This window comes from Nostoc sp., assembly GCF_036917535.1.
Classification (GTDB): Bacteria; Cyanobacteriota; Cyanobacteriia; order Cyanobacteriales; family Nostocaceae; genus Nostoc.
This window is the reverse complement of record NZ_JBALDA010000009.1, coordinates 58,683-74,134: the sequence shown is the minus strand read 5'-3', so window position 1 is coordinate 74,134 and position 15,452 is coordinate 58,683. Positions and strand designations below refer to the sequence as shown.

The 15,452-nt window shown below is 42.2% G+C and carries 15 protein-coding genes and 1 pseudogene; 4 read left to right on the top strand and 12 right to left on the bottom strand.

Translation table 11 applies throughout. The annotated features are described in order from the left end of the window. Positions 1-430: 430 nt before the first annotated feature. Positions 431-1,093, bottom strand: coding sequence for a LuxR C-terminal-related transcriptional regulator (locus V7K56_RS02565; RefSeq protein ID WP_334907291.1), 663 nt, complete (start codon positions 1,091-1,093; stop codon positions 431-433). A gap of 208 nt (positions 1,094-1,301) precedes the next feature. On the opposite strand from V7K56_RS02565, the gene V7K56_RS02560 reads away from it, so the two are divergent. After that, positions 1,302-1,571, top strand: a complete 270-nt coding sequence (locus tag V7K56_RS02560; protein WP_334907289.1) for a DUF6220 domain-containing protein — start codon at positions 1,302-1,304, stop codon at positions 1,569-1,571. Positions 1,572-1,732: 161 nt separating this feature from the next. Continuing rightward, on the top strand, positions 1,733-2,857 hold the full coding sequence (locus tag V7K56_RS02555) for a site-2 protease family protein (RefSeq protein ID WP_334907287.1): 1,125 nt from the start codon (positions 1,733-1,735) through the stop codon (positions 2,855-2,857). 344 nt (positions 2,858-3,201) lie between these two features. Here V7K56_RS02555 and V7K56_RS02550 read toward each other — a convergent pair whose 3' ends face one another. The 3 genes from V7K56_RS02550 to V7K56_RS02540 all read right to left on the bottom strand — a co-directional run bounded on the left by V7K56_RS02550 (position 3,202) and on the right by V7K56_RS02540 (position 6,278). Next, positions 3,202-4,614, bottom strand: a complete 1,413-nt coding sequence (locus V7K56_RS02550; protein WP_334907285.1) for a hypothetical protein — start codon at positions 4,612-4,614, stop codon at positions 3,202-3,204. Further along, complete coding sequence (locus V7K56_RS02545; RefSeq protein ID WP_334907283.1) at positions 4,604-5,560, bottom strand: ribokinase; 957 nt, start codon at positions 5,558-5,560, stop codon at positions 4,604-4,606. The genes V7K56_RS02550 and V7K56_RS02545 overlap by 11 nt, the downstream gene beginning before the upstream one ends. Positions 5,561-5,807: 247 nt before the next feature. After that, the gene (locus V7K56_RS02540) at positions 5,808-6,278 is read right to left on the bottom strand and encodes a hypothetical protein (protein ID WP_334907281.1); all 471 of its coding nucleotides are present in this window, start codon (positions 6,276-6,278) and stop codon (positions 5,808-5,810) included. Between the two features lie 391 nt (positions 6,279-6,669). Here V7K56_RS02540 and V7K56_RS02535 point away from each other — a divergent pair, with 391 nt between their 5' ends. Further along, positions 6,670-7,899, top strand: a complete 1,230-nt coding sequence (locus tag V7K56_RS02535) for a zinc-dependent alcohol dehydrogenase (RefSeq protein ID WP_334907280.1) — start codon at positions 6,670-6,672, stop codon at positions 7,897-7,899. Beyond that, entirely contained in the window at positions 7,892-8,029 is a 138-nt protein-coding gene (locus tag V7K56_RS02530) for a hypothetical protein (protein ID WP_334907278.1), read from the top strand. The genes V7K56_RS02535 and V7K56_RS02530 overlap by 8 nt, the downstream gene beginning before the upstream one ends. A gap of 163 nt (positions 8,030-8,192) precedes the next feature. On the opposite strand, the gene V7K56_RS02525 is transcribed toward V7K56_RS02530, so the two are convergent. The 8 genes and pseudogenes from V7K56_RS02525 to V7K56_RS02490 all read right to left on the bottom strand — a co-directional run bounded on the left by V7K56_RS02525 (position 8,193) and on the right by V7K56_RS02490 (position 15,417). After that, positions 8,193-8,873: an SDR family oxidoreductase gene (locus V7K56_RS02525; RefSeq protein WP_334907276.1), complete on the bottom strand. Its 681-nt coding sequence runs from the start codon at positions 8,871-8,873 to the stop codon at positions 8,193-8,195. Beyond that, on the bottom strand, positions 8,866-9,615 hold the full coding sequence (rpaB, locus tag V7K56_RS02520) for a response regulator transcription factor RpaB (protein WP_334907303.1): 750 nt from the start codon (positions 9,613-9,615) through the stop codon (positions 8,866-8,868). Before rpaB ends, V7K56_RS02525 begins: the two co-directional genes overlap by 8 nt. 318 nt (positions 9,616-9,933) lie before the next feature. Continuing rightward, positions 9,934-11,139, bottom strand: coding sequence for a precorrin-6y C5,15-methyltransferase (decarboxylating) subunit CbiE (cbiE, locus tag V7K56_RS02515; protein WP_334907274.1), 1,206 nt, complete (start codon positions 11,137-11,139; stop codon positions 9,934-9,936). 35 nt (positions 11,140-11,174) lie between these two features. Beyond that, positions 11,175-11,579, bottom strand: a complete 405-nt coding sequence (locus V7K56_RS02510; RefSeq protein WP_334907272.1) for a VOC family protein — start codon at positions 11,577-11,579, stop codon at positions 11,175-11,177. Between the two features lie 18 nt (positions 11,580-11,597). Continuing rightward, a pseudogene (gene miaE, locus V7K56_RS02505) lies at positions 11,598-11,753 on the bottom strand (tRNA isopentenyl-2-thiomethyl-A-37 hydroxylase MiaE); the annotation flags it as partial. A 99-nt stretch (positions 11,754-11,852) separates the two neighbouring features. Next, the gene (locus V7K56_RS02500; protein WP_334907270.1) at positions 11,853-12,125 is read right to left on the bottom strand and encodes a hypothetical protein; all 273 of its coding nucleotides are present in this window, start codon (positions 12,123-12,125) and stop codon (positions 11,853-11,855) included. Further along, positions 12,122-14,017 (bottom strand): CheR family methyltransferase, encoded by a 1,896-nt coding sequence (locus tag V7K56_RS02495; protein ID WP_334907268.1) that lies wholly within the window; start codon positions 14,015-14,017, stop codon positions 12,122-12,124. Before V7K56_RS02495 ends, V7K56_RS02500 begins: the two co-directional genes overlap by 4 nt. A gap of 773 nt (positions 14,018-14,790) precedes the next feature. Beyond that, a complete protein-coding gene (locus V7K56_RS02490) occupies positions 14,791-15,417 on the bottom strand; it encodes a chemotaxis protein CheB (RefSeq protein ID WP_334907266.1) in 627 nt (208 codons plus the stop codon). Positions 15,418-15,452: the final 35 nt, after the last annotated feature.

The window sequence follows — 15,452 nt, the reverse complement described above, 5'->3', positions numbered from 1 at the left end:
TAGTTTAGGGGTTGCCCTACGCAAAAATAGCTCGATGCCAGGTTTCATAACTCAAACAATCAGCCCCTTGCTCACTTCACTGCTTCGGGCTTTTTTTGTTTGTTAGACTTATTGAGTAATATCAAATCCGGTTAAATGCACGTAGTAAAACTTTTATAGCGGTTATCAGTTGACTGCAATACAATAACCACAATGTTTGAACCAACCAATAATGTCACTTAAATTAATAGTTTCAAAGGCTTCTGTAATTGCTTTATCTAAATCAGAGTAAGTGCGAGTAAGCAAGGGAAATTTTTTTGTTTTTCATAAATAAATTTAGTTGCTCTCAGACCATTTTGCCTCCAGAGAAAATTCTTTTCTAAAATCTCCTGGCTTTCTTTGGTGACATGAGGAGAGAAATCCAGGATTAATGAGGCGAATAAAAGGTCATTTATTTTGAAACTGTGGTAAGCTTTGCAACCATGTGAGCGCGAGATGAAACCTCCAGCTTGCGAAACATCCTTTTTAAGGCTTGCTTAACAGAGTTTTCAGTAATCCAAAGTTCAGCACTAATTTCTGCATTGGTTTGTCCTTGAGCCACCAAGGAAGCAATTTGCATTTCACGAGGTGTTAAACGCTTTGTCTGTAATAGTGGTTGTTGCAATTGCGCCATTGCCACCCAAGTAGAAATGTGCAGACAAATCGCACTCAAATCTGTAAGATTTTGTGAATCAAATGCAGGCATTCCTTGCTGACGCGTCAAACCTACCACACCCACTAACTCACCATTATTGACAATTGGCCCTGCCATGACGTGCCAGTGATCGGCACGAGGACAAATCAATTTCCATGTTTTAGGTTCTACTACCAAAGCTTCGTGAACAGGGGCATGGCGTTCTAGCAAGTAGCGTGCAACTGGATTGTGTTGAGGTGATAATGCAATTTGCAGTGCTTTTTGAATCTTGCTGTCAACTAAAGAAATTTGAGCAAAGAAAAACAGCCCACATCGTGTAGCTGAAAAATACTCACTCATTTCTGTGGATATGTGTGATCGCAAAGTCTGTTCATCTTGAGCTTGAGCAATTCCATGAAATAGAGCTTGTAAGGCAACCATGATTTGCAAAGTGTACTCGTTCGAGGTCTAGGCGCAGTATTGCAACTAGACTTATCTTAGCTTTAGTCACATCAAACCGCTTCGCGGAGTCATTAGTCCTTAGTCCTTAGTTTTTTTGCCCACTCTGTTGTAAAGTATGTACCAAAAAACTCTTTATTAATGACTAATGACCAATGACTAATTTGTTTGGTTTTTTGAATTACTTTACATGACTGTAAATTCTGGCATTGATGACACACAGATATCCGGGCGCTGGATTCAAATCAGTTTTTTGATCGCAGCAGTGCTTTTCAATCTCTGTTTAATAATCCAAATATTCAGTGTTGGACTGGCTTACTTTTATAACTCTGATTGGTGGAACCTACATATTTGGCTCGTGCGAGGATATGGCGGACTCTCACTAATTCTGTTGATATGGGTGTTTTTAATTCCGTTTCCTCGAACGCCTTGCGGTACTAGTCCTGTAGTAACCGCTTGAAGATGTCATTACTCTTGCTCGCAATATTACCAATAACCACACCTTTACAGACGGACACCACTACCGCCATTAAGATTAAAATCTCTTAACCTTTCGTTACAATAAAAACATCGAGAAGGACGAAAGCAAACCTCTCGAAGCTGAAATCAAAGGTGAGCGACATGAATGGCACAATTCGCGTTGGTAATCTCTTCGGAATTCCCTTCTATATCCATCCGTCATGGTTTTTAGTTCTGGGTTTAGTAACTTGGAGCTATAGCAGTGGACTGGCGGCGCAATTTCCCCAATTGTCTGCGGGATTAGCTTTGCTACTAGGATTGATGACAGCGCTAATGTTATTTGCCTCTGTCGTCGCCCATGAGTTAGGCCACAGTTTCGTTGCGATTCGTCAGGGAATTGATGTCAAATCCATTACACTGTTTATATTTGGCGGTTTAGCAAACTTAGAAAAAGAATCGAAAACCCCAGGTGAAGCTTTTTGGGTAGCGATCGCTGGGCCAATAGTAAGCTTATTATTGTGCGCCATCGTTACAACTATTGGTGTTACTACTGCCGCATCAGGGCCGTTAGCTGCAATTCTTGGCGTTCTAGCTGCTGTTAATTTAGCATTAGCCCTATTTAATCTGATTCCGGGCTTGCCCTTGGATGGGGGGAATATATTGAAATCAATTGTTTGGAAGATTACAGGTAATCCTTATAAAGGTGTAACCTTTGCTAGTCGAGTTGGACAAATATTTGGTTGGGTAGCAATTCTCTCAGGTGTACTTCCCCTACTATTATTTGGCAACTCAGGTAACTTTTGGAATTTATTAATTGGCTTCTTCTTATTGCAAAACGCTGGTAATTCGGCTCAATTTGCCAGAGTGCAAGAAAAACTCACAGGTTTGACAGCTGAAGATGCTGTAACTCATGACAGCCCGATTGTATCTGCTAATCTTACTTTGAGAGAGTTTGCCGATGAGCGAGTCATAAGTGGGCAAAACTGGCATCGGTTTTTAGTGACTGATGATGATGGACAATTATTAGGTGCGATCGCAGTTGATAATTTAAGAACCATCCCCACAGCAGTGTGGTCAGAAACTCAAGTTAAAGAAGTCATGCGACCAATTACCGAATCTACCACAGTCCAATCAGATCAACCTCTGCTGGAAGTCATGCAGTTACTCGAACAACAAAAACTATCTGTGCTTCCCGTGATTCGTGAGAATGGTGTCCTAGTTGGAATCTTAGAAAAAGCTGCAATTATCCAGCTACTTCAAAGCCGAACTCAACCTAACCCTGCATAAAGACGCAATTCATCGCGTCTATCAAAAAACGGTAAACCCTTGTAGAGACGCGACAAATCGCGTCTCTACATTTTTATCGCCCAAATTTTTGATTGCATGAAAAAACTCCGTACAACTTAAAGAGCCTTCTTTCCGGTTTTTGCGTTTTTACTTCCCGAAGAGTGGGACTTGTACCTAAAATTAATTAAAAATTATTATTTTTCTTAATTTTTAACTTTTAATCTGAAGTTCCCCTATACGGATGTACCAAAAAAGCCCAATAAGCTTATTGGGCAATGAATACAAGCCTTGATTATCAAATTTTTATACCGATGTAATTTAAGATTTTTTTAAATTTGCATACACTACACTTTTTTGTTAAAAGGGAACTTCAGCTTAACTGAAGAAACCGAATCTAGCAGGTTAAAAGTGATTGAAGTACCAGGTTGTAAATCCATCACATCACTCCAGCAAACAATTTGGACGGATGATGAGTTAATTGGCGATGCGATTAGATTCAGATGACTGTCAATGACTTCAATTTCTAAATCGTTCCCTTGATGCTGAAGGCTAACGTGAAATCGCTTTAGTGAAGTTGGCAGGGATGGCTCGAGGCAAATATTACCGTCGTAAGCGTGTAACCCAAGGTAATGGTGCTGAAGAAGATGGAGTGTGCCTGCCATTGCTTCCAAGTGGATACCATTTTTTGTCTCTTGACTACTCGCCCCCGATAAATCGGCAAACAGCGTTTCCATGAATAGCTGCCAGGATTTTTCGCAATCGCATCTGGCAAGTGCCCCAGCATACACAAGTCGGGAGAGGCTGGACTCATGCACTGTATACCGAAGATGATGAGCGATCATCCGCTGCATTTGTGTCCGATTAAAGAAATAACCATTACGCTCTAGTAATGTTGTCAATTCTGTCTGGGACAGTAAAAAGAACAGCATCGCGGTATCTGCTTGCTTGCTAACGTGATAGCGATTGATATTATCCCCTTTTGCCTCCAAGATTAAATTAAACTGCTGATCGCAGAACGGCTGGAGCTCAAATTCTTGCAAGCGATCAAACCCTTCATACTGGCTTAAAATACCGTCGTCTTGAAAAACTATGTGCATCTTCCGGCTGACAAGATCCCATTGGTTGATTTCTTCTTGACTCAGGTTGAGGCGATCGCAGAATTCACGACGGCAGGAAGGTGACAGTAAATTAAGGACTTCCTGCGTTCGACAGAGCGTCCAGACTGCCATGACGTTTGTGTAGGTATTATTATTGATACCGAAAGTTTTGGCATCTAGATAAGCAGTGTGATATTCATCAGGCCCAACCACACCGCAAATTTCGTAGCGATCGAGATCGGGATTATAGGTGACAATACTCGCCCAAAAGCGGGTAATCTCAACCATCATCTCTGCCCCGTAGTCCATCAGAAAGGCAAGATCGTTCGTCAGGTTATAGTAGCGCCACAGATTACAGGCAATGATAGCGTTAATGTGATGCTGCAAGTTTGTGCGATCGCACATCCAATGCCCTGAAAGCAGGCTGAACTGAAAACGGGGTGTTTCTTCACGTCCGGTACTGGCACTGCGCCAGGGAAACATTGCACCTTTATAACCATTTTGACGGGCGAGAATTTTTGCTGCACTGAGGCGATGACATAAATAGCCATTACCCAGCGCACAGAGTGCTTCCCCATGCCCTTCATCCTTTGGCTCGTACCCATCAAAAACAAGGCTCCAAGCATCTTTGGAGTCGTAAGTGTTGTGATCAAAGAACATAAGCTTGGGGTGTGAGTCGTTGAAACATCAAATCAATTTCTGAGCGCGTCGGATAGGCTGGTTGAGAACCATACCGGGTTACGGTGACGTGGGAAGCCGCCGTTGCAAAACAGGCAGCATCCTGAAGCGATCGCCCTTCCAATACCGCTATAGCAAGTGCGCCTGCAAATGCATCCCCCGCGCCTGTTGCATCAACAACATCCACTGGAACTGGAGAAATATGCAACGTTTGATCGTGATTAATTAGCACACAGCCTCCGTTTTTTAGCTTCACACAAGCATTTTTGACCCCTCGCTCTAAAAAACGATGTGCAGCTTGAATCGCACAATCCACCGAATCAATCTCAATACCAGTTAACTTCTCTGCTTCCCCTGCATCTGGAACCAGATAAGTCACCTGTGAAAACAGGTTTTGCTCTACTTGATCGGCTGGAGATGGATCGAGAATTACTGGAAAATCTCGCTCACAGGCAGCATTAATCGCAGGTTCAACAATGAATGGCGTAATCTCGTAATCAACGACTAGTACTGAACCAGAAGGCGCATTGGCGATCGCATCTCGCACAGTGGCAACATCTTCCTTTGCCCAGATGTTATTTGCATTTCCAGCTAAAATAATTCCCTTATTACCATCGGGAGGCACGCTAATCATGGAAACACCCGTCGGTTTGCCTTTGATCGCATGTACATATTTCAGGTCTACCTCAATCTCCCGCAGAGGTTTGAGCGCCTGTTCTGCCAGCGTATCAGCACCGACATGAGCAATGAGTATAGCAGGAAAACCGAGTTTGCGAGCAAGATAGGCAACATTGGCTGCCTTGCCTCCACTCAGTTGCAAAAAATCACTAGCAAGGAGCGTTTCATTTAGGTCTGGACGGCGATCGACTCGTACTTGGAAATCAGCATTAACACTGCCGAGAGATATGACGCTTCCTTGATTCATCATGTCTTGTGTCTTTAGGATTCGATAGTTAATCTCTCAATGGAGATTGTCAGTTGTCAGACTGCAAAGACAATCTCATTATCTCCATTAAACCGTTTCCTAACAAGACAAGCATCTAGCTTAAGTTAATGCTTTACCTAATTTACTTGCAAACTGCTGTATTTTGTAATGAGTCCAAAAGGCAGGATCGCCTTTAATATTCTTAATACTTGCTTTTGCCATACTACATTGAGTGGATTTAATATTTGCTTTAAAATTTCAGGTTTACAGCGACACCTAAAATCCAAAGACAGATCCACCCGTAGATAAAAACAACAGGAACGAGTTTGGCAAACTTAAGGCTTTCTCTTTGTATTATGTCCGTTCTCTGTTCAACTTCTCTGTGAGAGCTAGACTTTACTTTTTCGTATGCCCTTTTGATCTTAAAATCCTTTAAATCTTCATTTTGCAGTACTTCATATTCCTTAACTCCCCATTTATTGATAATAGCGATCGCTCCATCAATAGAAGGCTTTATCAGTATGGAGGTAATAATGCCAAGTGTAGGAAGTATGAAACCTATGCCTAACCTAAAATAAACATTTAAATTACTCATCCCTGACGAAAAGGCAATGATTAGAAACGATTGACAAGTTACATACCAACTCACTCGCTGTCCTAATAAGCTAAACTCGTGTCTAGTCTCCGCACGGTAATACTCTAGTTTCGTCAAGTTATCCATTTTGACTTTTATTACCTATCCGACACTCTAATTAAGAGATTTTCTTTAAGTAGTTCCGTGGGTTTAAGTCTTCCGGTCTATAATCGGCAAGTTTTGTGTTAGCAGGACTTAAACATTTTTGAGGCAGAAACAAGCCTCAAACCTATACAGGATAAGGGAAATACACCGAAAGCTCAAAAACGCTTGAAACCCAGATATATCAAGAAAGCAGGTAAAACGATGTCAAAGTCACTCTGTATATAGGTTTGATGGTTTTTTAAGGCTACTTTTTGTCTAAGTCCCACTATATCGCATAATGATTTTTGGCGATTTTCTAATAGCTAAAAATCCCAGCTACACGGTTTGTTTGCTTCTGAAATATAAACATCATAATAAGTTGGGAATATTTACAATGAAAGCAGTTGTTTTCCACGGAATTGGAGATATTCGATTAGATAACGTACCAGAACCTCAAATTAAAGAGCCGACAGATGCCATCATTCGACTAACTTCTAGTGCAATTTGTGGCACAGATTTACACATGATTCGGGGAACATTCACAGGAATGAAACCCGGCACAATTTTGGGACATGAAGGTGTTGGGATTATTGAAGAGATTGGCTCCAATGTGCGGAATCTGAAAGTAGGCGATCGCGTTGTCGTTCCCTCAACAATTGCCTGCGGCTACTGTTCTTACTGCCGTACAGGTTATCATGCTCAATGTGATAACGCTAATCCCCACGGACATAATGCTGGGACAGCTTTTTTTGGAGGACCAGAAGCAGCTGGTCCCTTCGATGGATTGCAAGCAGAATATGCCAGAATTCCTTATGCTAATGTCGGGTTAGTCAAACTACCAAAAGAAGTTACAGACGACCAAGCAATTCTTCTTTCTGACATCTTTCCTACAGCATATTTTGGAGCTGATATTGCAGAGATTACACCAGGAGATACAGTAGCCATCTTTGGTTGTGGTCCCGTTGGACAGTTTGCAATTGTCAGCGCTAGACTGTTTGGTGCAGGACGCATCATTGCAGTGGATACAATTCCCTCGCGCTTGGAGATGGCGCGTGATTTAGGTGCAGAAGTCATCGATTATAATGCCGAAGACCCAATTGAGGTGATCCGCGAACTTACCGGGGGAATTGGTGTGGATAGGGTAATTGAAGCAGTCGGTGTAGATGCGAATGCTCCTGACAGTGGTCCAGCAGCCGAAAAAGCTCAAAAAGAAGCGCAACAATTTCAGCAGCAGTTACAACAAATTGCCCCTAAAACCAACCCTCAAAATGGCAATTGGAATCCCGGTAATGCTCCTTCTCAAGCTTTGGAGTGGGCAGTTCAAGCATTAGCCAAAGCTGGGACGCTTTCGATTATTGGAGTTTATCCGCCAACCCACAATTTCTTTCCCATCGGCATGGCAATGAACAAAAATCTCACAATCAACATGGGTAATTGTAATCACCGCAAGTATATTCCTACTTTGGTGGATTTGGTTCGTAATGGCACAGTAGACCCCTCAAAAGTTTTAACTCAAATCGAACCGCTAATGTCAGTGATTGACGCATACAAGGCGTTTGACCAACGACAACCAGGCTGGATGAAAGTAGAGTTAGTGTCGGGAGAAGCTTTAGCTAATGTTTAAAGCCTTTGCCAACCAAGAGGAAACAATGCGATCGCGCCTAATTCTGATTTTCATCTCTTTGTTAATCTTCGTCGACTTTTTAGATTTTCAAGAAAAAAAGGGGAGTGTGATTGAACACACCCCCATTTGAACCGTAAAAAAGTGGAGAAAATCCGCGTTTCGTGTAGAGGATATGAATCAATTCAAAATTCAAAATTCAAAATCCAAAATTAAATATGCGATTAAGTATTCATGTAATTCTTCGATGATTCAACTATCGGGACTTAATTGCAACGATCACAATTGAGAGAAGGTTAACGTACAGTCAAAGAAATCCCGTTATCTTTTGGTTTTAACTTGAGAATAAATGGCACAGCTTTCAATACCCAATCGGACACAGGTGTATAATTAGCAGCTTCTTCTCCAAAGCTAATAGAGAGCATATCTGTATGAATAATCCCTGGATTGAGGGGTATAGCTGCCATACCAGTCGGTAATTCTTGTGCCAAAGAACGAGTTAATCCTTCTATTGCCCACTTGGAAGCACAGTATGGTGCAACTTGGGCTGAAGTAGAACGTCCCCAGCCAGAACTAAAATTAACAATAATACCCCGTTTGTTTTTTACCATTGCTGGTACGAAATGGCGAATTATATTCACTACTCCTTTGATATTGATATCTATTAGATCAGAAAATTCTTCGGATGGTATTTCCCACAAAGGTGCTGGGTAATTAGTAATTGCCGCATTATTTATCACTATATCTGGCGGTTCATATTTTTGAAGTACGTGCTCTGCCCATTTTTTTACAAGCTGTTCATTTGCCACATCTACAGATGTGAAATCGTTGGGCGCACTAAACTTCTGGCGTATTTTATTGATAGCATCTGATGAACGAGCGCAACCAATAACAGTATGTCCCTCTTGAATAAAACCCTCGGTCATCGCATAACCTAGACCTTTGCTTATACCTGTAATTAAGATGAGCTTAGTCATATTTTTCTGTTATTCCTGCTCTCTTAGAAATAATTCGTGGGAAAAAATAACCACTACCTCTTGCTGTGACAATCAACTCTGGCAAGTTTGGGTCAGATTCTATTTTTGTCCGTAATCGGGAGATATGCACATCTACTACACGGGTATCTGCATTAGTCTCTGGTACAAAGCCCCATAGTTGCTGCAAGATTTCTAATCGGGAAAAAACTTTTCCAGAATGACTCACCAATAACTCTAGCAAGTTAAATTCCACATCTGTCAGGCGAATGCGTTGCTCATTTTTATAGACTTGCCGCTTACTTGTATCGATTTTAAGATTGCCCAGATGGATTAGGCTAAAATTATCAATGACATTGACACTGGTTTTTTGTAAAAGTCGCCTAAGTATACAGGCAATTCGGGCTTCTAATTCTTTGGGTGAGAAAGGTTTCGTCATATAGTCATCAGCGCCTATATTCAGTCCAGCGATTCGCTCTGCGACATCTGCCAAAGCTGTAAGCATGATAATTGGTACATCCGATTGTTTCCGTATTTCTTGACAGACACCATAACCATCCAGTTTTGGCATCATCACATCCAAAACTATTAAGTCTGGAGCTTCTCGACGAAAAGCTAACAAAGCTTCTTCGCCATCCTTTGCTTTTACTACATCGTAGCCAATCATCTCAAGACGTGTCTGCAAAATCCGGCGGATGCTGGCTTCATCGTCTACTACCAGGATTTTTCCTTTATGTCCTGACAAGTTTCTCAATCCTCCCCGACGGCGAGAACTCTTAAAACTTTATTATCCGCTTATTAAAGCTCAAAAACGCAAAACAATCTTTATTTTTAGAGAGTGATGAAAAAGCGATCGCTGTAAGTCATCTATTTGGGATGTTTCAGTTTTGCAACGATTCATACCAGCATTATTTGACATTTTAACAGTTATCAGTTATCAGTTATCAGCAAAGATAATGGTGTTTATCTTTGGGTTTAAGTCCCCCACCAATTGGTGGTATGCGTTGGTGGCGCTTATCTGCCCCTCACCATACGCCGTGATAACTGTTTACTGTTCACTGATTTAAGACTTCACTACTACCCATTGCGTCACAGCCGCCATTGCTCGCCAACCTAAAAATTTACCAATAGGTTCCGTCCGTTGGATGGCAATACGAGTTAAATTGCCACCAACTCGTTCATACCATTGAAATAAAGTTTGCTCACCCTCTACCGTGACAACATTCGCTACTAAACGTCCACCTGATCGCAAAGCTTCCCAACAAACATCAAAAAGTCCCATTGCTGTCACCCCACCACCAATAAAAATGGCATTTGGTGCTGGCAAATCTTTCAGAGCATGGGGCGCTTTACCTTCAATGATTTGCAGATTTGGAGTTCCGAGAGTGGCGGCATTATCAGCAATGTACAGTAGTCTAGAGGAGTTTTGTTCGATCGCGATCGCTCGACACTGAGCATTACTCCGCATCCATTCAATTGAAATTGAGCCGCAACCCGCGCCCACATCCCATAATAATTCTCCCGGTGTGGGAGCCAAAGCTGCAAGGGTGATTGCCCTAACTTCACGCTTCGTTAACTGCCCGTCGTGGTGGTAGGCTTTATCTGGTAATCCTGGTAATCTTGGTAATGGCATAACCCCAGCATCAGCAATACAATCCACTGCGATCGCATTTAAAGCCGCAACTTCAGTTTCATTCCAAGATGCAGCCGTACCTTCCACAATTCTTTCATGAGCGCCGCCCATACGCTCCAATACGGTGATTTTACTGCCACTATAGCCGCGATTTGTCAAAATTTGAGCAACGAGCGCTGGTGTGTCTTTACCCTCACTCAAAATCAATAGCCGCGCTCCCGGATAAATATAAGACTGGAGTAGGGAGGATGGACGACCATTCAAACTCAAAGTTTCTACCTCAGTCAAAGACCATCCTACCCTGGCACAGGTGAGGCTGAAAGCTGAAGGTGCGGGGATAATCGTCATTTCAGAGACGGGAATTCGCCGGATTAAGGTGACACCAATGCCATAACACATCGGATCGCCGCTTGCGAGTACGCAGATTGACTGACCCCGACGTTGGATGATTTCCTCTACTGAAGCACTAATGGGAGATGTCCAGACTAGTTTCTCACGTTGATCGTCTGTAGGGAGCATTGCTAAATGGCGATCGCCTCCGACAATTACTTTGGCTTGAGCGAGTAAAGAAAGAGCAATCGCGCTTAATCCCTGTAATCCATCTTCTCCAATGCCAACAATAGAAAGCCATTTCATGATTAATTACTTTATAAGGTTGTTGGCAGAAACTTTTAACTGACAATTCCTAGATTGTTGTAGATTTCGATCAGATTGCCATCAGGATCGCGCAAATGAGCTGTGCGGATTCCCCAGCTTGGGCGATCTTGTGGTTGAGTCACAACGAGCGCATTCTGAGCTTTTACTTGCTCGTAGACTTCATCCACGTTATCGACTGCAAAAATTAACATAATTTTATCTCGATTGGCAACGTATGAAGGCTGTTCAATTCTTGGGACTACTTCAGCCATTAATTCTTTTTTGAACAAACCCAGCTTGAGATATCCGCTATTAAACTCAGCATATCCGCTATCTTCATCGCCCCAATCGACATTAAATTTCAGCAGATCCCGGTAGAACAGAAAAGAATCTTTGTAGTTGGAGACAAGGAGTCTCAGGTGTGTTAGCTGAAGCTTCATATCTGTTGGGTTAGTCTACTAACTGTGAATTCTAGGTTCTGGGTGCATCGCTAGCAACTCGGTTTCAACAATTGCTAATTCATCAAGCCGTTGCATGACAATTTCTTTGTCGAAATAAGTAGCAGCTAAAACCCAATATATACCGTAGTGACGCTGAATTACCCCCCTTAATCCCCCCTTGTAAAGGGGGGAAACTTGAAATCTTGTCCCCTCCCCTTTACAAGGGGAGGGTTAGGGTGGGGTAAAACCCTGGTTAATCAGCTATTTCAGAATTTAGATGCAAAATGCTGTAACAAATGCGTAAGCCAAATCAACAAATGCGAACGCCGAATCAACAAATGCGTAAGCCAAATCAACAAATGCGAACGCCGAATCAACAAATGCGAACGCCGAATCAACAAATGCGTAAGCCAAATCAACAAATGCGAACGCCAAATCAACAAATGCGAACGCCAAATCAACAAATGCGTAAGCCAAATCAACAAATGCGAACGCCGAATCAACAAATGCGATCGCTAAAACTGTCCTGCCCCCTGCCCCCTTCATTCTTGCTGCTGCCGTTTCTCGATTTCTTGAGTAGAAATCATACTACTGGCTTTCTCTACATCTACCATCATCAAAACTGCTCCTTGCATTTCAGCACCAAGCAGCGGAGTAATTGCCAGATAACATTCTATTTGCTTACCCCGACGATTGGTAGCATTGACGATCATTTCTTGAAACTGCTTTTTCCCAGATAGGGATTCGCGAATGGGCGATCGCAACTGCTCGACGGGTAGCCCAATATCTAAGTTGAAGATAGATTTGCCGATTACTTCATCAGTTCGCAAGCCCCATAAATCTTCTACTATGTAATTCCAAATAGAGATATTAAAGCTGCTGTCAATTACCACTATTCCTGTTTGCAGACTTTTGAGAATAGAAATGAGACTAATATTTGTGCGATTTAGTTCTGTGGTACGTTCGTTCAGTTCGCTATTAATTGCCTGTAATTCTTCATTAGTAGACTGGAGTTCTTCATTCATCGTCTCCAATTCTTCATTGGTAGATTGGAGTTCTTCGTTGGTAGTTTCTAACTCTTCATTGGTAGATTGTAATTCTTCGTTAGTAGTTTCTAACTCTTCATTGGTAGATTGTAATTCTTCGTTAGTAGTTTCTAATTCTTGTTGGGAACGTTTCAAGGCATCTTGGAGTTTAATATAACGGGTGACATCATGAAAGGAAATACTGACTCCTAAAAAGCTGTTATCTGTTTCTTGTAAAGGCGTAATTTGTACATTTAGATATTGAATTTCTGTGTTGGACACATAACGCTCTACATTTGTTATGCTCACAGGGCGGCGTTCAGTATAAGCCCGTTCAATTAGCGATCGCAATTCAACAGGCCGATAGGAAAGTTCTAGATCCTGGAAGGGACGAGCTAAATCTTTGGGGAAAAGGCCGAACAAAATCCGCGCTTGCTCGTTCACCATTACCAGAGTGCCATTGATATCAATGACTATTTGGGCGATTGGAGCTGTGTCAAAACCCATATCTCGCAGTCGGAGATTTCGAGTCAAACGGTTGCTAGATTCGTCATCTACGGAATTTGCCATAACTAAGAGGCGATCGCGTAAATTCACCGTCGATACTTTAGTAAATATTCGGTTTTTCAAGTCCAGCGGCGTAAACAGACTAGAATGCATCAATAGCATCTCTGCTTTTCCTAAAAACAGATAGCCATTATTATTTAGTGCAAAATGAAACCGGGCTAGAATTCGCCCTTGAGTTTCAGAATTAAAATACATTAATGTATTGCGGCTGACTAATAAATCTAAGCGCGAAATGGGTGCATCCTGAAGCAAATCGTGGCGACCAAAAATCACTGAGCGGCGCAAGTCTTGGCGGAAAACATAGCGGTTCCCGACAATTTCAAAGTATTTATGCCGCAGTTCATCTGGCACAGTTTGGACATCTTTTTCTGAATACACGGCTTGCCTAGCGTGGTTGAGAGCATCTTCATCTACATCTGTGGCGTAGATTTTTACTCGTTGGCGAAATTCCTCTGCTCCCAAAATTTGGGCAATCAACATTGCCAAAGTATAAGCTTCTTCCCCAGAAGCACAGCCAGCGCTCCAGATGCGGATTTGCTCGGATGCTTTTTTATTGTTAATCAGATTAGGCAGTATTTGCTCTGCCATCTCTTCCCAAGCTGATGAATCTCGAAAAAAAGCAGTGACGTTAATTAAAATGGTGTTGAAAAGATAATTGAATTCTTCTGGATAAACTTCTAGATAGTCTTGATACTCTTCAAAATTTTCTATGGTTAATGACTGCATCCGCTTGAGTACCCGACGCATCAAAGTCGAGCGCTTATAGCCTGTAAAATCAAATCCCCGGCTTTGTCTAAGATAAATCAGTAGATTTTCAAATTTAGAATTTTTTTCTGCGGAAGTCATAGTTTAGGAGGGCAGGGGGCAGGGGCGAAGGAGTGGAGTTCTGATTTGCGTTCACAAGTATCAAAGACTCATTCACGAGTATCAAAGACTCATTAATGAGTATAAAGACTTATTAAACTATGTTGACACTAATGGGACTTAGGCAAAAAACACCGATAAAATGACCTCAAACGTATATCTCAAAGGGTTTTGACATTGTTTTGCTTGGTTTGTTAATATATCTGGGTTTCAGGCGTTTTCGGACATTTGGTGTATTTCCCTTACCCCGCAAGGGTTTGAGGTTTATTTATTCCTCAAAAATGTTTAAGTCTCGCTAAGTTAATTGCACTCTAATACATACAGTAGATTACAAGTTAATGAAGTACAAAAATACCCCTCCCTAACCCTCACGCCAATTGCAACAAGAGTGGCTCGCCGCCCAACGCAGTGGCTTCCCTTATCAAGAGGCTACCGTGTACACACAAGTTGAATTACCCCCCTTAATCCCCCCGATGTATTGGGGGAAAACTTGAAATCTTGTCCCCTCCCCTTTACAAGGGGAGGGTTAGGGTGGGGTAAAACCCTGGTGCTATTTCAGACTTGTGTGTACACCGTAGTTGTCAAGGTGAGGGAACTAGATTGGGAATTTCCCACCAATATATCAAGGAGCCACTGCGTTGCAAAGGTTCCCCCCGTTGTAGCAAGTGGCGTGGGATTAAGGGGGCTAAGGATGTACTTCATTTAGATGCAAAATGCTGTATCTCCTCTGCTCTTTTGTGCCTATGCCTCTCAGTTTAGTTAAATTTTCCCATGATTAACCTTACCAGGGTGGTAGAAATTTCATTAAGAGGTAGAATAAAATCTACATTGCCAGTTTGAATTGCGGCGGAGGGCATCCCAGGAAACTCGGCGGTTTTTACGTCTTGGACAATCACAGTACCGCCCATTTTTTTAATTGCTTCTACTCCCATTGCGCCGTCGCTACCCGTTCCAGTTAGCACAAGGGCGATCGCTCTGTCTTTGTAAGTAGCTGCAACTGATTCAAATAATAGGTCAGCCGAAGGACGTAAAAAATGTACTAATTTCGACTGTGATAAGGAAAGTGTACCGTCACCGTTAACCAATAAGTGACGATTGGGTGGGGCAACATAAGCTGTTCCTAAGGTAAGGGAATCTCCTTCTTCTGCCTGTTTAACGATAATATCCGTGTGCCGATCAAGAATTTCTGCCATAAACGACGGATGTTCGGGAGCCAGGTGTTGCACAATGGCGATCGCGGCGGGAAATTCTGCTTTTAGAGGTGATAGCACTTGAATTATAGCAGTCAGTCCGCCTGCTGAGGCTGCGATCGCCACTATATCAAAGGCAGCATTAGTAAAGTGAGGTGGATGATTTTTGGCATTTTCTGCCATCTCAATCATGATTTTGCGCCTATTAACTATTTGCGTAATTTTTT